Annotated in this window: 17 protein-coding genes; all 17 read right to left on the bottom strand. The window is 69.9% G+C overall.

Annotated elements, in window-relative coordinates; all coding sequences use genetic code 11:
- Positions 1-44: 44 nt before the first annotated feature.
- Positions 45-860, bottom strand: a complete 816-nt coding sequence (locus ABD339_RS07830) for a F0F1 ATP synthase subunit delta (RefSeq protein WP_344563571.1) — start codon at positions 858-860, stop codon at positions 45-47.
- Positions 861-918: 58 nt separating this feature from the next.
- Entirely contained in the window at positions 919-1,458 is a 540-nt protein-coding gene (locus ABD339_RS07825; protein WP_425575933.1) for a F0F1 ATP synthase subunit B, read from the bottom strand.
- 59 nt (positions 1,459-1,517) lie between these two features.
- Entirely contained in the window at positions 1,518-1,772 is a 255-nt protein-coding gene (gene atpE, locus ABD339_RS07820; RefSeq protein ID WP_344563567.1) for an ATP synthase F0 subunit C, read from the bottom strand.
- A gap of 76 nt (positions 1,773-1,848) precedes the next feature.
- Entirely contained in the window at positions 1,849-2,676 is an 828-nt protein-coding gene (gene atpB, locus ABD339_RS07815; RefSeq protein WP_344563565.1) for a F0F1 ATP synthase subunit A, read from the bottom strand.
- Positions 2,677-2,922: 246 nt separating this feature from the next.
- The gene (locus ABD339_RS07810) at positions 2,923-3,390 is read right to left on the bottom strand and encodes a Cg1360 family ATP-synthase-associated protein (protein WP_344563563.1); all 468 of its coding nucleotides are present in this window, start codon (positions 3,388-3,390) and stop codon (positions 2,923-2,925) included.
- 266 nt (positions 3,391-3,656) lie between these two features.
- Positions 3,657-5,030 (bottom strand): MraY family glycosyltransferase, encoded by a 1,374-nt coding sequence (locus ABD339_RS07805; RefSeq protein ID WP_344563562.1) that lies wholly within the window; start codon positions 5,028-5,030, stop codon positions 3,657-3,659.
- 129 nt (positions 5,031-5,159) lie between these two features.
- On the bottom strand, positions 5,160-5,822 hold the full coding sequence (locus ABD339_RS07800) for an arsenate reductase/protein-tyrosine-phosphatase family protein (protein ID WP_344563560.1): 663 nt from the start codon (positions 5,820-5,822) through the stop codon (positions 5,160-5,162).
- Entirely contained in the window at positions 5,822-6,469 is a 648-nt protein-coding gene (locus ABD339_RS07795; protein ID WP_344563557.1) for an L-threonylcarbamoyladenylate synthase, read from the bottom strand. The genes ABD339_RS07800 and ABD339_RS07795 overlap by 1 nt, the downstream gene beginning before the upstream one ends.
- Positions 6,469-7,314 carry a peptide chain release factor N(5)-glutamine methyltransferase gene (gene prmC, locus ABD339_RS07790; protein ID WP_344563555.1) on the bottom strand — a complete coding sequence of 282 codons (846 nt, stop codon included), beginning with the start codon at positions 7,312-7,314 and terminating at the stop codon, positions 6,469-6,471. The genes ABD339_RS07795 and prmC overlap by 1 nt, the downstream gene beginning before the upstream one ends.
- 28 nt (positions 7,315-7,342) lie before the next feature.
- Complete coding sequence (prfA, locus tag ABD339_RS07785) at positions 7,343-8,419, bottom strand: peptide chain release factor 1 (protein WP_344563801.1); 1,077 nt, start codon at positions 8,417-8,419, stop codon at positions 7,343-7,345.
- Between the two features lie 129 nt (positions 8,420-8,548).
- Positions 8,549-8,770: a 50S ribosomal protein L31 gene (gene rpmE / locus ABD339_RS07780; protein WP_344563551.1), complete on the bottom strand. Its 222-nt coding sequence runs from the start codon at positions 8,768-8,770 to the stop codon at positions 8,549-8,551.
- Between the two features lie 120 nt (positions 8,771-8,890).
- A complete protein-coding gene (locus tag ABD339_RS07775) occupies positions 8,891-10,090 on the bottom strand; it encodes an LCP family protein (RefSeq protein ID WP_344563549.1) in 1,200 nt (399 codons plus the stop codon).
- 473 nt (positions 10,091-10,563) lie between these two features.
- Entirely contained in the window at positions 10,564-12,705 is a 2,142-nt protein-coding gene (gene rho / locus ABD339_RS07770; RefSeq protein ID WP_344563547.1) for a transcription termination factor Rho, read from the bottom strand.
- Positions 12,706-13,108: 403 nt separating this feature from the next.
- Positions 13,109-14,170: a homoserine kinase gene (gene thrB, locus ABD339_RS07765; RefSeq protein ID WP_344563546.1), complete on the bottom strand. Its 1,062-nt coding sequence runs from the start codon at positions 14,168-14,170 to the stop codon at positions 13,109-13,111.
- A 301-nt stretch (positions 14,171-14,471) separates the two neighbouring features.
- Positions 14,472-15,575, bottom strand: coding sequence for a threonine synthase (gene thrC, locus ABD339_RS07760; RefSeq protein ID WP_344563545.1), 1,104 nt, complete (start codon positions 15,573-15,575; stop codon positions 14,472-14,474).
- Between the two features lie 86 nt (positions 15,576-15,661).
- Positions 15,662-16,987 carry a homoserine dehydrogenase gene (locus ABD339_RS07755; protein WP_344563800.1) on the bottom strand — a complete coding sequence of 442 codons (1,326 nt, stop codon included), beginning with the start codon at positions 16,985-16,987 and terminating at the stop codon, positions 15,662-15,664.
- 123 nt (positions 16,988-17,110) lie between these two features.
- Positions 17,111-18,529, bottom strand: coding sequence for a diaminopimelate decarboxylase (gene lysA, locus ABD339_RS07750; protein WP_344563543.1), 1,419 nt, complete (start codon positions 18,527-18,529; stop codon positions 17,111-17,113).
- Positions 18,530-18,536: the final 7 nt, after the last annotated feature.

The raw sequence follows: 18,536 nt of genomic DNA, 5'->3' as shown, positions 1-18,536 counted from the left end.
GTACGGCCCAACTCGGGCCGCGTTCGTGCTTGTTGAGTTGGTGTTCAGCCGGCCATGCGCCGCTGAGCGTCGTCGAGACGGTCGGCGATGGAGCCGTTGATGACCTCATCGCCCACCCGCACCGTGATGCCGCCGAGGACCTGCGGGTCCACATCGAGGTTCAGGTGAACCTGGCGGCCGTACAGCGAGGCGAGTGCGTCGGCGAGACGCTGCCGCTGGCGGTCACTGAGCGGCACCGCGGAGGTGACGACGGCGACCGAACGGTTGCGGCGCTCGGCGGCGAGCTGGGTGAGGGCGTCGAACCCTCCCTCCAGGCTACGTCCCCGCGGCTGTGTCACAAGGCGCGTCACCAGCCGCTCCGTGGCCGGCTGGGCCCTGCCGCCCAGCAGCGTGTGCAGCAGGGCGGCCTTCGCCTCGCTCCGTGCCCTCTGGTCGGAGAGGGCGGAGCGCAGCTCGGCGGAGGAGGAGACCGTCCGGGCGAACCGGAACAGCTCGTCCTCCACGTCGTCCAGCGAGCCGTCCCGCTCGGCCGCCACGAGGTCGGCGGAGTCCGCCAGCACCTCGATGGCATCGACCAGGTCGCGGGGGGAGGACCAGCGGGAGCGCACCATGCCGGACACCAGATCGACGGCGGGCCCGCCGACCTGCTCGCCCAGCACACGGGAGGCGAGCCCGGCCTTGGACTCCCCGTCCCGCGCCGGGTCGGTGAGGACCCGGCGCAGCGAGACCTCGCGCTCCAGCAGCGTGGTCACGGCCGCCAGCTCGTCGGCGAGCGCGGCTGCGTCGACCGACGTGGAGTCGGTCAGCGCGGCCAGGCTCTCACGTGCGGCGGCAAGCGCCTCACGGCTCGCTCCATTCATCGGTCACGCTCCTCAGCTCGCTCGCTAGCGCTCGCTCGCTTCGTCGCCGTTCCGGCCTTCATCGGGCGGCCCCGTTGGCGTCCGCCCGCTCCTCGAGCTGGTCGAGGAAGCGGTCGATGGTGCGGCTCTGCCGGGCGTGGTCCTCAAGGGACTCGCCGACGAGCTTGCCCGCCAGGTCGGTCGCGAGCTTGCCCACGTCCTGGCGGAGCAGCTGCGCGGCCTGCTTGCGGTCGGCCTCGATCTGGGCGTGGCCGGCGGCGATGATCTCCTCACGCTGCCGCTGGCCCTCGGCGCGCATCTCAGCGATGAGGGTCGCGCCCTGCTCCTGCGCCTCGGCACGCAGCCGCGCCGCTTCGTGGCGGGCCTCCGAGAGCTGGTCCTTGTACTGCTGGAGTACGTCGGACGCTTCCTGCTGAGCCGCCTCGGCCTTCTCGATGCCGCCCTCAATGGCTTCACGACGCTCTTCCAGCACCTTGTTGATGGTGGGGAGGAGCTTCTTCCACAGGAAGAAGAAGACGATGGCGAAAGCGATCAGGCCGATGACCAGCTCTGGAATCGGCGGGACAAGCGGGTTCTGCGGAACCTCTGTCTCCGCCATGTGTACCAGGGCGTTCACGTCAGTGCCTTCCGTCGGGATTGGATCATTCGCTCCGGGCGTCAGCTCTTGAAGATGAAGCCCATGACGATGCCGATCAGGGCCAGCGCCTCACAGAAGGCGAAGCCGAGGATCTGGTTCTGCCTGATCAGACCGGCGGCCTCGGGCTGGCGGGCCAGGGCCTGGGTGCCGTTACCGAAAACGATGCCGACGCCGATGCCGGGGCCGATGGCGGCCAGACCGTAACCGACGGAACCGAGGTTGCCGGTCACGCCCTTGGTGGCGGCGAGGTTGACCATTTCGAGAGCAGCGGACATGCCGTTACTTCCTTCTCTGTACGGACCGGCGGGGATTGGTCGCCGGACATCTTGGGGGTGTGCGGGAGAGGCGGACTCAGTGTTCCTCAGCGAGCGCGCCCTGGAGATAGGTGCAGGTCAAGAGGACGAAGACATACGCCTGGATCACCTGGATGAAAAGCTCGAAGGCGATCATCACGACGGTCATCACGAAGGAGACGGCCGAGTAGGCGATCCCGATACCGTTGAGCATGTACCAGCTGGCGATGGTGAAGAGCGCCACGAGCATGTGCCCGGCAAACATGTTCGCGAAGAGCCGGACCGCGTGGGTGAAGGGGCGCACCAGCAGGTTGGAGAACAGCTCGATGAGCATGACCAGCGGCAGAACGGCCCCGAGCGACTTGTCGTAGCCGGTGAAGTTCTTCCAGGCGCCGACGAAACCGTTCCGCTTGAAGGTGAGCCCGACCCAGGTGACGTAGACAACCAGCGCGAGACCGAGCGGAATCGAGAAGATCGAGGTCACGGGGAACTGTGCGAGCGGGATGACCGCCCAGAGGTTCATCACCCACACGAAGAAGAAGAGGGCGACCACGAAGGGGACATACTTCTCGCCCTCCTTCTTGCCCATGGTCTCGTAGACGACGCCCCTGCGGATGAAGTCGTAGCCGGCCTCGCCGACCATCTGGAGCTTGCCGGGCACCAGCTTGGGCTTGTTGAAAGCGGCCCAGAAGAACCACACGATGGCGAGCGTGCCGACAAGGGCCAGCAGTATCGGCTTGTTGAAGGCGATACCGCCGACGGTGAACATCGGCTCGAAGACGAACGAGTGGAGCCCTGGAGCCTCGAAGCCGCAGCCACTGAAGAGGTGGCAGTCGGTCTTGAAGGCGAGCATCTGGTCAGCACTCACCGCGGGCTCCTTCTGCATGGCGCATGAAAACGGCTACCTCGTTGTGTCGGCGCGGCGTGCTGCCACGGAACGGCACTGGTCTTGGTCTTACGAATCGGGGGCGGCGGCTGATCAGGGTGCGAGGGTGTCCGATCCGTCCCGTGGAATCCGGAACCGTTGGAAACCCCGCGGCCCCCGTCTGCTGCGCCGCAGTTGGAACCGGACGATAGCAGTTGCTCGAACGAGCGCTTATCCCGCCCCTACGAGACCCTGGCGTCAGGGGCCTCACGAATTCGCCCCCGAGGCAGCGGTCTTTGCACCGCCGTCGGTCGCGTCCGCGGACTTGCCGCCGCTGCCGGAGTCCGGCTCCACGTACATGATCTTCGCCTTCAAATGCGCCCTGCCCTGGGCGGCAACCCATACGACGGTGCCACCGAGCAGTGTGAGAGCGAAGGTCTGGGTGTCGAAAAGGGTCGTATCCCTGAAGACCACCAGCACGATGAACAGCAGCAGGATCTGCGTCGTATAGAGCAGCAGACCCATCGCCTGAAAGAGGTGGGGAAAGGATTTGGCGGTCCGCTGGAGGACATAAAGACCCAGGCCCATGAAGAGGATGACCACCAGCGCTCCGGCCGCCGCGCCAATCGCTCCCTTACCGCCTGCGAACACACCGCTGAGGACTGCGGCCACGACACCGGCGACGGCGGTCGGGACGGCGCACTGCAGCAGCATGCGAGCGTCGTTCGACTGCATGTGGTGTACTCCGGGAAATCAGGGGTCGTCTGTCGTCGAGGGACGAGCGTAGCCCCGGCACTGAGGACAAACCTCCCGACGAAGCGACCGCGAGAGTGCGGGACTTCGGTTGGTCACCGGGTTTCGTGAACGGTATCACAAACTATTTGATGAGGTCTTTACCAAGTTCGTGTGCCCCCCGTCACACGCAGGTGTGAGGCTCATGTGCCCGGCTGACGCCAGCCGTTATGTCTGCTATCGCCGGAATGCGAGGGGCATTCCCCGTATCAGCGGCGGGTGTTGATCTTTTTCGGCCGGGTGAAGCCACGGCGGTCGCCCACGGCGGTGGCACCGTTCAGACCGGCCAGAGCGGGCTCCCGCTCCTCGCCGTCCGCGCCTTCCCCCGAGTCCCCGCCGTCCGCGTCCTTCCCCGCGCCGTCGCCCTCCTGGGCCTCGTCGGAGGCGTCGGCCGCGCGTTCTGATAGCACATCGCGCGGACGCCGGTACCTGGGCGGAAGCACCGCCTGGGCCCAGTGGGGCACCCGGGGCGTGAAGCGCGGCAGCAGCAGGACCACCAGCCCGGCGGCGCTGAGCAGCACGATGGTGAGCACGATCGCCAGGCTGGAGGAGCGCACCGAGAACGCGACGGCGCCGAAGGCGATCAGCGCCGACCAGAAGTACATGATCAGCACGGCACGGCTGTGCGAGTGCCCGATCTCCAGCAGCCGGTGGTGCAGGTGCCCCCGGTCCGCCGCGAACGGGGAACGGCCGTTCCAGGTGCGCCGTACGACCGCCATCACCAAGTCGGCGAAGGGCACCGCGATGATCGTCAACGGCAGCAGCAGCGGCATGTAGAGGGGCACCATCGTGTGCACGGCCGACTTCTCCGAGCCGGCGTGCTCGACCAGCAGATCGGGGTCCACCTGGCCTGTGATGGAGACCGCGCCGGCGGCCAGCACCAGCCCGATCAGCATCGATCCCGAGTCGCCCATGAAGATGCGCGCGGGGTGCATGTTGTGCGGCAGGAAGCCCAGGCACATGCCCATCAGCACCGCCGCGAACAGCGTCGCCGGGGCCGCCGCCTCGACGCCGTAGCCGTACCAGATGCGGTACGCGTACATGAAGAACGCTGCGGCGGCGATGCACACCATGCCCGCCGCCAGCCCGTCGAGACCATCGGCGAAGTTCACCGCGTTGATGGTGATCACCACCAGCGCGACGGTCAGCAGCGTGCCCTGGAGCGGGGTGAGGGAGACATTGCCCACGCCCGGCACCGGCAGCCACAAGATGGTCAGGCCCTGGAGCACCATGACACCGGCGGCGATCATCTGCCCGCCGAGCTTCACCAGGGCATCGACGCCCCATTTGTCGTCCAGGACACCGATCAGCCAGATCAGCCCGGCCCCGGACAGCAGCGCGCGGGGTTCGTCGGAAAGGGTGAACAGCTCGCCGATGTTGGTCAGTTGCGAGGCGACGAGCAACCCGGCGCACAGCCCGCCGAACATCGCGATACCGCCCAGCCGCGGCGTCGGCTCCCGGTGCACGTCGCGGGCCCGGACGGCCGGCATCGCACCCGCGGCGATGGCGAACTTCCGCACGGGCCCCGTCAGCAGATAGGTCACCGCAACCGTGACGCAGAGCGTCAGCAGATATTCACGCACGGGCTCCCCAGGGGTTTCGCGAATTGCTCAGGCCAACACGATAGGACACGGCGACCTGCTCAGCCGCTGTGCGGCGGACCACACAGTAGGACACGGGGATTCCTGTCCGCCGGTTCTGTTCCGCTGGTTCTACGTCCACGCCGGAACGCCCGTCAACGCGGTCACCACCGGGTCGAGCGCCCTGACGATTTCGTCGCCGACCGTGCGGAAGTACGGGATCGGGGCGCCGTAGGGATCGTAGATCTCGTCCGCCTCCGGACTGGGCGCCAGCAGCCAGCCGCGCAGCGCGGCGGCGGCCTGCACCAGGGCGCGGGCGCGCTCCACCACGTCCTCGGCGGTGTGTGCGTCGGGCAAGGTGGCTGGATCTATGGCGCGAACCAGCCGGGTGAATTCCTTCAGCGTGAAGGTGCGCAGTCCCGCCGAATGACCCATCGAGATGACCTGCGCCCGGTGATCGCGGGTGGCGGTCAGCACCAGATCGGCCCTGATCACGTGCTCGTCCAGCAGTTCGCGCCCGGTGAACCCGTCGGCGTCCGCGCCGTGTTCGAGCAGCACGGCCACGGCGTTCTCCTCCATGGGCGCGCCCTCGTGGCCCCACGTACCGGCGCTCTCCACCACGAGTCCGCCCGTGCGGCGGTCACCGAGTCTGGCGGCGAGGGCATGCCGGGTGAGCCGCTCGGTGAGGGGCGAGCGGCACACGTTGCCTGTCGAGACGTGGAGGATACGGAACGCGCCATCGGCGCTGCTTATGCCGCCGGACTCCGCCGGGCCACGCCCTTCGGGGGCGGTCACTACGGGGCCACCTCCAGGCCCGGTACGACCTTGCGCAGCTCGTCGGCCCCGATGGCGCCGGCCCGCAGCAGGACGGGGACCTCGCTGGTGACGTCCACGATCGAGGACGGCACGGAGTCGGGGGTCGGCCCGCCGTCGAGGTAGACGGCGACGGACTCGCCCAGCATCTCCTGTGCGGCGTCGCAGTCCATCGGCGCCGGGTGCCCCGTCAGGTTCGCCGAGGAGACGGCCATCGGTCCGAACTCGCTGAGCAGCTCGATGGCGACCGGGTGCAGCGGCATCCGTACGGCCACTGTGCCGTGGGTCTCCCCCAGGTCCCAGGTCAGCGACGGCTGGTGCTTTGCGACCAGGGTGAGCGCGCCGGGCCAGAAGGCGTCCACCAGCTCCCAGGCCATCTCGGAGAAGTCCGTGACCAGCCCGTGCAGGGTGTTGGGGGAGCCGACCAGCACGGGAGAGGGCATGCCCCGCCCCCGGCCCTTGGCCTCCAGCAGGTCGCCGACGGCGTCGGCGCTGAACGCGTCGGCGCCGATGCCGTAGACGGTGTCCGTCGGCAGCACGACGAGTTCCCCGCGCCGGACCGCCGAGGTGGCCTCACGAAGGCCGGTCCTGCGGTCGGTCGTGTCGGTGCAGTCGTATCGCCGTGCCATTACGGCACCTCCCTGCGTGCGGTGGCAAAACGGGGCCGGTTGTTCAGGTCGGGGTGGTCCGCGGCGTCAGCCCAGCCGCGGTCCTCGGTGAAGATCCAGGGCACCTGGCCGCCCTGGGTGTCGGCGTGCTCGATGACCACGACGCCGCCCGGCCGCAGCAGCCGGTGTGCCGCGCGCTCCAGGCCGCGGATGGTGTCGAGGCCGTCCTCGCCGGAGAACAGCGCCATGCCGGGGTCGTGGTCGCGAGCCTCGGGAGCCACATACTCCCACTCGGTGAGCGGGATGTAGGGCGGATTGGAGATCACGAGATCGACCTGGCCGTCCAGCTCGGGAAGCGCGGTGAGCGCGTCCGCGTGGTGCAGGGTGACCCGGGAGCCCTCGACGTTCTTGCGCGCCCACCCGTACGCGCCCTCGTCCAGCTCGACGGCGTGCACCCGCGAGCGCGGGACCTCCTGGGCGAGCGCCAGCGCGATGGCGCCGGAGCCGGTGCACAGATCGACGATCAGCGGCTCGACGACATCCATGGCCCGTACGGCGTCTATCGCCCAGCCGACCACCGACTCGGTCTCCGGACGCGGCACGAAGACCCCCGCGCCGACCTGGAGTTCGAGGTAGCGGAAGAAGGCGCGCCCGGTGATGTGCTGGAGCGGTTCGCGGGCCTCGCGGCGTGCCACGGCCTCCCAGTAGCGCGCGTCGAAGTCGGCGTCGGCCACCCGGTGCAGTTCCCCGCGTCCGACGCCGTGCACGAAGGAGGCCAGCTCCTCGGCGTCGAAGCGCGGCGAGGGCACGCCGGCGTCGGCCAGCCGCTGTGTGGCCTGGGCCACCTCGGCGAGCAGCACGTTCACTCCGATCCCCCTTCCGGGGCCAGCCGGGTCACTGTGCGGCGGCCAGCTTGGCGGCCGAGTCCGCGTCGACGCACGCCTGGATGACGGGATCCAGTTCGCCGTCGAGCACCTGGTCGAGGTTGTACGCCTTGAAGCCGACACGGTGGTCGGAGATCCGGTTCTCCGGGAAGTTGTAGGTGCGCACCCGCTCGGACCTGTCAACGGTGCGGACCTGACTGCGGCGCGCGTCGGACGCCTCACGCTCGGCCTCCTCCTGCGCCGCGGCCAGCAGCCGGGCGCGCAGGATGCGCAGGGCCTGCTCCTTGTTCTGGAGCTGGCTCTTCTCGTTCTGGCAGGAGACGACGATCCCGGTCGGCTCGTGGGTGATGCGCACGGCCGAGTCGGTGGTGTTGACCGACTGCCCGCCGGGCCCCGAGGAGCGGTAGACGTCGATGCGCAGGTCGTTGGGGTTGATCTCGACATCGACGTCCTCGGCCTCGGGGAGGACGAGGACACCGGCGGCCGAGGTGTGGATGCGGCCCTGCGACTCGGTCGCGGGCACCCGCTGCACGCGGTGCACTCCACCCTCGTACTTCAGCCGCGCCCACACGCCCTGACCGGGCTCCGAGGCGCCGCCGCCCTTGGTCTTGACGGCGACCTGGACGTCCTTGTACCCGCCGAGATCGGACTCGTTGGACTCGATCAGCTCGGTCTTCCAGCCGTGGCGCTCGGCGTAGCGCAGATACATCCGCAGCAGGTCACCGGCGAACAGCGCCGATTCGTCGCCGCCCTCGCCCGCCTTGATCTCCAGGATGACGTCCTTGTCGTCGCTGGGGTCCCGGGGGACGAGCAGCAGCCGCAGCTTCTCCGTCAGCTCCTCACGGCGCCGCTCCAGCTCCTTGACCTCGTCGGCGAACTCGGGGTCCTCGCCCGCCAGTTCGCGTGCGGTGCCGATGTCGTCCCCGGTCCGCTTCCACTCCTGGTACGTGGTGATGATCGGGGTCAGCTCGGCGTAGCGCTTGTTGAGCCGGCGCGCTCCCGCCTGGTCGGCGTGGATCGCAGGGTCCGCGAGCTGCTTTTCGAGGTCGGCGTGCTCGCCGATGAGTTCCTCGACCGCCTCGAACATCGTGGCCATCCTTAGAGAAGAAGTGAGACGCCCCGAACCGGAGGAACGGGCGCCGGAGCGCGGAACACCAAAAGAGCGCCGGCCGGGCTGCCCTGCCAGGGGCAGCCGCGGGCCGGCGCTGCGGTGTCGCTACTTCTTGCCGGTGCCGCTCTTGCCGAAGCGGGCCTCGAAGCGGGCCACACGGCCACCGGTGTCGAGGATCTTCTGCTTGCCGGTGTAGAAGGGGTGGCACGCGGAGCAGATGTCCGCGCGGATCTGGCCTTCCGGCATGGTGCTACGCGTGGTGAACGAGTTGCCGCAGGTGCAGCTGACCTGGGTCTCGTAGTACTCCGGGTGGATGTCGCGCTTCAAGGTCTCTCCTAGGTTCGGGAGGGCACCGGGTCGGGAGACGGGTTGTCACCCGTGAACCGGGGCCGACGGTCCAGTTTGCCACTGGTGGCCGCACCCCCCAAAACCGGGGGGAGAAGCCCGTTATTCCGGACTTCCCGCGCGCCCGCTCCCGGTCCCCTGCGTCTTCTTTCCGCCCTTGTCGCCCTTGTCCCCTTTGACCACGTTCCCTATGTCGGTCCGGTCCCCCGCCGAGCCCTTGGTCGCGGACTTCGGGACCGGCTTGTCGGCCTTGACGGCCTTCCACACCTGCGCCGACTTGGCCTCCAGCGGTATGACGCGGTTCGGGTCGTTGGGGTCGTACTGGACCGGCAGCGTCGTCATCTGGATGTCGTCGGACTTGATGCCCTTGAGCATCTGGGCCAGACCGCTCAGATCGCCGACCGAGTCCAGATCGGAGTCCGTGGTGAGCGCGGAGGTGGAGGTGTCGGCCAGGTCGTAGAGCTTCTTGGGGTTGCTGAAGAGGCCGACGTTGTTGACCTGGTCCATGAGCGCCTTCATGAACGCCTGCTGAAGCTGGATCCGGCCCAGGTCACTGCCGTCGCCCACGCCGTGCCGGGTGCGCACCAGGCCGAGGGCCTGCTCTCCGTTGAGGGTGTGGTGGCCCGCCTGGAGATCGAGGTGGCTGTCCTTGTCCTTGATCGACTTGTTCGTGGTCATCTCGACGCCGCCGAGCGTGTTGATCAGCTTCTTGAAGCCGGAGAAGTCGACCTCCATGTAGTGGTCCATGCGGACCCCGGAGAGGGACTCGACGGTCTTCACGGCGCAGGCGGGCCCGCCGACCTCGTAGGCGGAGTTGAACATCGCACGCTGCGCGGGCACCTTCTTGTTGCCGGCAGACTCGTCCCCCTGGCAGCTGGGCCGCTGTATGAGCGTGTCACGCGGTATCGAGATGACGCTGGCCCTGTCGTGCTTCTTGTTGATGTGCACGACCATCGCCGTGTCCGAGCGGGCGCCGCCCTGGTCCTTGCCGTACTTCGCGTTGTCACCCGCACGGCTGTCGGAGCCCATGACGAGTATGTCCATCGAGCCGTTCGGGACGTTGTGGGGGCGGTCGGTGCCCAGTGCGGCGTTGATATCGACGCCGGAGATGTTGCCGTCCAGCTTGAAGTAGACGAAGCCGAGGCTCGCGCCTCCGAGCACCACGGCGCCCGCGGCGGTCCAGGCGGCGGCGCGCATGACGCGCTGACGCCCGCTGCGTGGCTTGCGACGGCGGCCACTGGCACGTATGCCCCGGGCGCGGCGCTCCGCCGCCGTATCGCCGTCGTTGCTGTCGCCCGCCATGTCACTTCCCTCAGTCCTGCCGTTTGGCGCTGTTGTCCGGTGTGGACGCTGAATCCTCGCGGAAGGGTTGCACAGCAAGTCACCAGCTCGCGTGAGCCACGCGTCACGGGACACAGCCACTCCGACGGGGCCGCTACTCCGCACTGATCCCGTTCTACCTGCGACGACGTACCCGCGCCTGGCGAAAGCACACCGGCCCTCCGGCGCCCCGCCCTGTGGCCAAGCTCTCAGCAGGGAAAACAGGCGGCGAGGGCCGCTCCACCGTGTGTGGTGGAGCGGCCCTCGCCTGACCCGTCCGGGCGAGCGACCCCTGGGGGGTACGGCCATCCGGGGTCGTCGAGCCTCAGTCCTGCCCGTTGCCGGGAGTCGGCGTCGTCTTCTGGAACCTCTCCTCACCGCGCCGCTCGCAGTGCCCGGCCCCGGGGGGGCCTGACACGCTTCGCGCCGCCGCGCCGGGCTCCGCCCGTCGAGCCTCAGTCCTGCCCGTTGCCGGGAGTCGGCGTCGTCTTCTGGATCTGGAGCAGGAACTCCGCGTTCGACTTCGTCTGCTTCATCTTGTCCAGCAGCAGCTCGATGGCCTGCTGCTGGTCGAGGGCGTGCAGGACGCGGCGGAGCTTCCAGACGATCTGGAGCTCGTCGCTGCCCATGAGGATCTCTTCCTTACGGGTGCTGGAGGCATCCACGTCGACGGCGGGGAAGATCCGCTTGTCGGAGAGCTTGCGCTCCAGCTTCAGCTCCATGTTGCCGGTGCCCTTGAACTCCTCGAAGATCACGTCGTCCATGCGGGAGCCGGTCTCCACCATGGCCGTCGCGACGATCGTCAGGGAGCCGCCGTCCTCGATGTTGCGCGCGGCGCCGAAGAACTTCTTCGGCGGGTAGAGCGCCGTGGAGTCCACACCACCGGACAGGATCCGGCCCGAGGCCGGCGCCGCCAGGTTGTAGGCGCGACCCAGACGGGTGATCGAGTCGAGCAGCACGACCACGTCGTGCCCCAGCTCCACCAGCCGCTTGGCCCGCTCGATCGCCAGCTCCGCGACCGTGGTGTGGTCCTCGGCCGGGCGGTCGAAGGTCGAGGAGATGACCTCGCCCTTGACCGAGCGCTGCATGTCGGTGACCTCTTCGGGACGCTCGTCGACGAGGACGACCATCAGGTGGCACTCGGGGCTGTTGTGGGTGATCGCGTTGGCGATCGCCTGCATGATCATGGTCTTGCCGGTCTTCGGCGGGGCCACGATCAGACCGCGCTGCCCCTTGCCGATCGGCGAGACCAGGTCGATGATCCGCGTCGTCAGCTGACCGGGCTCGGTCTCCAGCCGCAGCCGCTCCTGCGGGTAAAGGGGAGTCAGCTTGGTGAACTCGGGCCGGGCCTTGCCGCCTTCGGGCGCCATGCCGTTGACCGAGTCGAGCCGCACCAGCGCGTTGAACTTCTCGCGGCGCTCGCCCTCCCGCGGCTGGCGCACCGCACCGGTGACGTGATCGCCCTTGCGCAGCCCGTTCTTGCGGACCTGCGCCAGCGAGACGTACACGTCGTTCGGTCCCGGCAGGTAGCCGGAGGTGCGCACGAACGCGTAGTTGTCGAGGATGTCGAGGATGCCCGCGACGGGGATCAGGACATCGTCCTCGGCGATCTGCGGCTCACCGCCGCCGCCGAAGTCCTCCCGGCCGCGCCGGCCGCGCCGGTCGCGGTAGCGGCCCCGACGGCCCCGGCGCCCGCCGGCCCCGTCGTCCTCGAAGTCGTCCCTGCGGTTGCCGCCGCCCTGGGCGTTGCCCTGGTTCTGCTGGCCGCCGCCACCGCCCGCGCCACCGCCGTCGTTCTTGCGACCGCGGTCACGGTCGCGGTCGCGGTCGCGGTCCCGCTGACGGTCGCGCTTGGACTGGCGGTCCTGCTGCTGCTTGCCGTCGGCCTGGCCGGCGCCCTTGTCGGAACGCTCGCCCCTGCCCTCGGACTTGCCGCCCTCGGACTTCCCGTCCGTGCGGCCCTCGGCCGTGTCCGCGGCGGCCTCAGCCTTGGCGCGGCGCGGGCGCCCCTCCTGGGCCTTGGCAGCGTCGGCGGCGCCCTCGTGCTGGCCGGGGATGTCGATCTGCTGCTGGCCGTCCTGCGCGTCCTGCTGGGGCTCGGCCTCGCCGGTACGGGCACGGGAGGTGCTGCGGCGCTTGGGCCGGGCCTCCTCGGCTCCCGCGTCCGTCTTGGCGGCGGAGGTCCTGGGCTCCTTGGCGCTCTTGGCTTCCTTTGCGTCCTTGGCCTCGGCGCCCCCGGCGGCCTTGCCGCCGTTCGCGTCCTTGGCGTCGCCGGAGGCGGCCTTGGTGCTCTTCGCGGACGCGGAAGTAGCGGCGGTGGAACCGGACTTGGGCTCCGCGCCGCCACCTGCCTGGCGCTCCTTGATGACCTCGATCAACTGGCTCTTGCGCATGCGCGCGGTGCCCTTGATACCGAGGCCGGAAGCGACCTGCTGCAGCTCGGCCAGAACCATGCCCTCAAGCCCCGTGCCGGAGCGCCGACGCCTGGGTGCGGCACCGGAGGCAGTCGAGGCGGAAGCGTCCGTAGCAGCAGGCGCCGCGGCACCGTCGGCTGCGGCATCGGCGTTCACGCCCATCAGATCGGTGGTGTCGCTCACGAAGGGTCCTTCCCTGGAGCGGACGTCGGCCAGTCTGGCTCGGCGACCGGTTGTGCTGTCCGGCTAGAGTCCTGTGCTCGCGGACCTGACCGGGGCGGTGGTCCCGCCTGGATGTATGGCGGGGAGATCAGTACATGGGTTCGGCGTGAAACATAGACAGGAGTGTCTTTCACGTCGGCTCCGGAGCGTGTTCGGCGCTGCCCGGCAGTAGTCCAAGCAGTATGGGAAGCTCCGGGGAGAAGAGGTGCTCCCAGCTGGGGCTACCAGGGGAACACGCAAACACCGCACTCTTCGGGCCGTCACACTTTTCCGCGTGCGACCCACGAGACTGCGAGTGCAGACTTGAGGTTAACACTACCGGATCCAACAAACATTCCCCCTCTCGAAGACCGGCAATCGGCTGTCACCAGGGCGCGCTGCCCGCGTCCCCCGGCGCGCTCCCGGCGCTGTCCGTCCCCCCGGAACGGCCTGCTCCGGAGCCCGCTCCGCCGCCGGGCCCGGCAGCTCCCGCCCCCGTTCCGGCCGCGGCCGGGCCGCCGCCACCTGCGGTGTTGAGCGGCAGCACGCTCGCGCCCGCGGTGTCGAGGGCCAGCGGATTCGCCGTCCAGCCCTCTCCTGCCAGCCGGGAGACCTTCTCGGCCTCGCCCTCGTTGCCGGCCAGCGCCAGCACCGTGGGACCGGCGCCGGAGATCACCGCGGGAACCCCGTCGGCGCGCAGCCGGCTCACCAGGTCGGCGCTCTCGGTCATCGCGGGGGCCCGGTACTCCTGGTGCAGCCGGTCCTCGGTGGCCGCCAGCAGCAGCTCGGGGCGGCGGGTCAGCGCCTCGACCAGCAGCGCGGCGCGGCCGGCGTTGAAGGCGGCATCGACGTGCGGCACGGTGCGCGGCAGCAGGCCCCGCGCGGTCTGCGTGAGCAGCGGTTTCGCTGGGACGAAGACCACCGGGACCAGCGATTCGGCCGGGTCCAGCCGCAGGGCGCGGGCCGCGCCCGCGTCCGTCCAGGCCAGGGTGAAGCCGCCCAGCAGACAGGCCGCCACGTTGTCAGGGTGGCCCTCGATCTCGGTGGCCAGCTCCAGCAGCGCGGTGTCGTCGAGCCTGGCCTCTCCCCCGGTGGTCACGGCGCGGGCCGCCATCACGCCCGCGCAGATAGCGGCGGAGGAGGAGCCCAGTCCGCGGCCGTGCGGAATGCGGTTGGCGCATACGACCTCAAGGCCGCGCGGCTGCCCGCCCAGCAGGTCGAAGGCGGTGCGCAGAGAGCGTACGAGCAGGTGGTTCTCGTCGCGGGGCAGGGTCTGGGCACCCTCGCCCGCGATGTCGACATGGAGTCCGGAGTCGGCGACGCGGACGACCACATCGTCGTAGAGCCCCAGGGCGAGGCCCAGGGCGTCGAAACCGGGGCCGAGGTTGGCGCTGGTGGCGGGGACGCGCACCCGGACGGCGGCGGCGCGGAACGCGGGACCGGCCATCTCTCGATGACTCTCCTTGGTTTGGTTTGCGGAGCACCCCTTTGACCGCGGCTGAGCCGGACCGGTCACCACTCCGCGCACGGCCCCAGGGCGGACGTACGGGAGCCGGGGGTGAAACTCAGCCTATCGAAGGTGGGTTCACTGGCGACATAGGGCGCACAGGAGGCGCACGATGCGTGTCGTGAGCCGCCCTGTGCCCCCCTTCTCCCTCCGCGCTCGCGCGGACCGGAAACAGCAGGTCACCCGGGCTGCCTGCCGCCGGGCGCCGGGGCGCGGCGGCCCCGGGCGTCCGGGTGCGGCGTCAGGCCAGGCCGAGGCGCTCGGCGGCGGAGTCCGCGTCCACGGGGACGGTGACCGGCTGCGGGGCGCCGGCGACGGCCCAGTCCGGGTCCTTGAGGCCGTTGCCGGTCACGGTGCACACGATGCACTGGCCGGGATCGACCTTGCCCTGCTCGGCCGCCTGGATGAGGCCGGCGACGGACGCGGCGGAGGCGGGCTCCACGAAGACACCCTCCTGCGCGGCCAACAGCCGGTAGGCACGCAGGATCTGACGGTCGGTCACCGAATCGATGAAGCCGCCGGACTGGTCGCGCGCCTCCTCGGCGAGCGTCCAGGAGGCCGGATTGCCGATGCGGATCGCGGTGGCGATGGTGCTCGGCTCCTTGACCGCCTCGCCCCGCACGATGGGCGCGGCGCCGGATGCCTGGTAGCCCCACATGCGGGGGGTACGGGTGGCGACCCCGTCCCGCGCGTATTCGCGGTAGCCCTTCCAGTAGGCCGTGATGTTGCCCGCGTTGCCGACCGGGAGGACGTGGACGTCGGGGGCGTCCCCGAGCATGTCGACGATCTCGAAGGCCGCGGTCTTCTGCCCCTCGATCCGGGCCGGGTTGACCGAATTGACCAGCGCCACCGGATACTTCTCCGACAGTCCGCGCGCGAGGCTGAGGCAGTCGTCGAAGTTGCCCTCGACCTGGAGGATCTTCGCGCCGTGCACCAGCGCCTGGCCCATCTTGCCGAGCGCGATCTTGCCCTGCGGCACGAGGACGGCGCAAACCATGCCGGCCCGTACGGCGTAGGCGGCGGCCGAGGCCGAGGTGTTGCCCGTGGAGGCGCAGATGACGGCCTTGGCGCCGTTCTCCTTGGCCTTGGTGATGGCCATCGTCATGCCCCGGTCCTTGAAGGAGCCGGTGGGGTTGGCGCCCTCGACCTTGAGGTGGACCTCGCAGCCGGTCAGCTCGCTCAGCACCTGCGCCGGCACCAACGGGGTGCCGCCCTCACGGAGCGTGACGGGGGCCGTGTCCGCGCTCACCGGGAGGCGGTCGCGGTACTCCTCGATGATGCCGCGCCACTGCGGGCGCCCGGCGGCGTGGCCGGAACGCGTTCCCACGTCGGACATCTGGGACATCGGAGGTTCCATGACGGTCACTTTCGTTGGCTCCCTTTACTCACCTGTGTCCGGTGCCGCTCGGTGCCGCTCACCGGCGTGCGCTCTCATTCGCCCTCGACGCGCATGAGGCTCGCGACCCCGCGTACGGTGTCGAGCCCGCGCAGCGCCTCGACCGTCGCGCTCAGCGCGGCGTCGGTGGCACGGTGGGTGACGACGACGAGCCAGGCCCCGTCGTTCGCTCCCCCCTTGCCGTCTTTGGCGTCTTTGGCGTCCTTGCCCTTCTGGCGCACGGTGTCGATGGAGACGCCGTGCTCGGCGAAGACCGTCGCGACCTGAGCGAGTACGCCCGGTTTGTCCGCGACGTCCAGGCTGATGTGGTAACGGGTGACCACCTCACCCATGGGGGAAACGGGCAGCTGGGCGTAGGCGGACTCGCCCGGCCCCCGGCCGCCGCTGAGCTTGTTGCGGCAGGCGGCCACGAGGTCGCCCAGCACCGCGGAGGCGGTGGGAGCGCCGCCGGCGCCCGGCCCGTAGAACATCAGTTGCCCTGCGGCCTCGGACTCGACGAAGACCGCGTTGTACGCCTCGCGCACGGAGGCAAGCGGGTGGCTGAGCGGGATCATCGCCGGATGCACCCGAGCGGTGACCGAGCGCCCGTCGGCGGCGCGCTCGCAGATGGCCAGCAGCTTGACGGTGCAGCCCATGCGCCGCGCGGAGGCGAGGTCGGAGGCGGTGACATCCGTGAGGCCCTCGCGGTGCACATCGTCCAGGCGTACGCGTGTGTGGAAGGCGATGCCCGCGAGGATGGCGGCCTTGGCGGCGGCGTCGAAGCCCTCGACGTCGGCCGTCGGGTCGGCCTCCGCGTAGCCGAGCGCGGTGGCCTCGTTCAGCGCCTCGCTGTACCCGGCGCCGGTGGAGTCCATGCGGTCCAGGATGAAGTTCGTGGTGCCGTTCACGATGCCCAGGACGCGGTTGACCGTGTCCCCGGCCAGCGACTCGCGCAGGGGCCGCACCAGCGGGATCGCGGCGGCCACGGCCGCCTCGTAGTAGAGGTCGGCGCCGTGTTTCTCGGCCGCCTCGTGCAAGGTGGCGCCGTCCTCGGCCAGCAGCGCCTTGTTGGCCGTCACCACACCGGCGCCGTGTTCGAAGGCCGAGGTGATCAGGGCGCGGGCCGGTTCGATGCCGCCGATGACCTCCACGACGACGTCGATGTCCTCGCGCGCGGCGAGCGCGGCGGCGTCGGTGGTCACCAGTTGCTGGTCGATGCCCGCGCGGACGCGGTCGGGACGCCGGACGGCGACCCCGGCCAGTTCGACCGGGGCGCCGATGCGCTGGGCGAGGTCCTCGGCGTGCGTCGTCATGATGCGTGCCACCTCTGAGCCGACAACCCCGCAGCCCAGCAGCGCCACCTTCAGCGGACGCGTACGCATCATCTGACCTCTTCTTCCGTCTGGCTCGTCACAGCGCTTCTGTCACAGCGTTTCGTGGTGTCAAGTCTCACTTACCGGAACGGAGATTCCACGCCTGGTCCAGTATGTGGGACATATATCTCGCTAACCGACATCGAGCCGCAGGAGATCTTCCTCCGTCTCGCGCCGCACGATCGTCCGCGCCTGCCCGTCCGCGACCGCCACGACGGGCGGGCGCAGCGCGTGGTTGTAGTTGCTGGCCATCGAACGGCAGTACGCGCCGGTAGCCGGTACGGCCAGCAGATCGCCGGGCGCCAGGTCCGCGGGCAAGAACGCGTCCCGCACGACGATGTCGCCGCTCTCGCAGTGCTTGCCGACCACCCGGCTGAGCATGGGCGGCGCGTCGGAGGCGCGGGAGACCAGCGCCACGCTGTACTCCGCGTCGTACAGCGCCGTGCGGATGTTGTCGGACATGCCGCCGTCCACGCTCACGTAAGTGCGCAGCCCCTCCAGCTCCTTGATGGTGCCCACCTCGTACAGCGTGAAGGCCGTCGGCCCGACGATGGCCCGGCCCGGCTCGACCGACAGCCGGGGGACGGCCAGCCCGGCCGCCTCGCACTCGCGCGCGACGATGTCGCCGAGCCTCTTGGCGATCTCGTGCGGCTCGCTCGGGTCGTCCTCCGGCGTGTAGGCGATGCCCAGGCCGCCGCCGAGGTCGATCTCGGGCAGCTCGACGCCGTGCTCGTCCCGGATCTGGCTCAGCAGCCCCACCACGCGGCGCGCCGAGACCTCGAAGCCCGCCATGTCGAAGATCTGCGAGCCGATGTGCGAGTGGATACCGGTCAGCTCCAGGCTGTCCAGCATCAGCACCCGGCGCACGGCCTCCGCGGCCGGACCGCCCCCGGTCTCCGGATGGGAGGAGCCCCCGGCCAGCGCGAGGCCGAACTTCTGGTCCTCGTGCGCCGTGGCGATGAACTCGTGCGTGTGCGCCTCCACGCCCACCGTGACCCGGATCTGCACGGGCTGCCGCCGCCCGAGCCCCTTGGCGATGTGCGCGACACGGGCGATCTCCTGGTACGAGTCGAGCACGATGCGCCCGACCCCCGCCTCGACGGCCCGGGTGATCTCCTCGGTGGACTTGTTGTTGCCGTGCAGCGCGATGCGCTCGGCGGGCATACCGGCGGCCAGCGCGGTCGCCAGCTCGCCGCCCGAGCACACGTCGAGGTTCAGTCCCTCTTCGTGCAGCCAGCGCACGACGGCACGGGAGAGGAACGCCTTGCCGGCGTAGAAGACGTCGGCGCCGGGCCCGAACGCCTCCCGCCAGGCCCGGCAGCGCGCCCGGAAGTCCGTCTCGTCCAGCACATAGGCCGGAGTGCCGAACTCCTCGGCCAGCTCCCGGACATCCAGGCCGCCGACGGTGACCGCGCCCTCGTCGCCCCGCCGGACGGTCCGGGCCCATACGCGGGGATCGAGCCCGTTGAGGTCGGCGGGCGGAGCGGTGTAGTGGCCCTCGGGAAGTACGTCGCCGTGACGGGGCCCGGCGGGGTGTGCGGAACGGCTCATTTCTGTT

Source organism: Streptomyces axinellae (assembly GCF_039532135.1).
GTDB classification, from domain to species: domain Bacteria; phylum Actinomycetota; class Actinomycetes; order Streptomycetales; family Streptomycetaceae; genus Streptomyces; species Streptomyces axinellae.
This window is presented reverse-complemented; position numbering and strand designations above follow the sequence as displayed.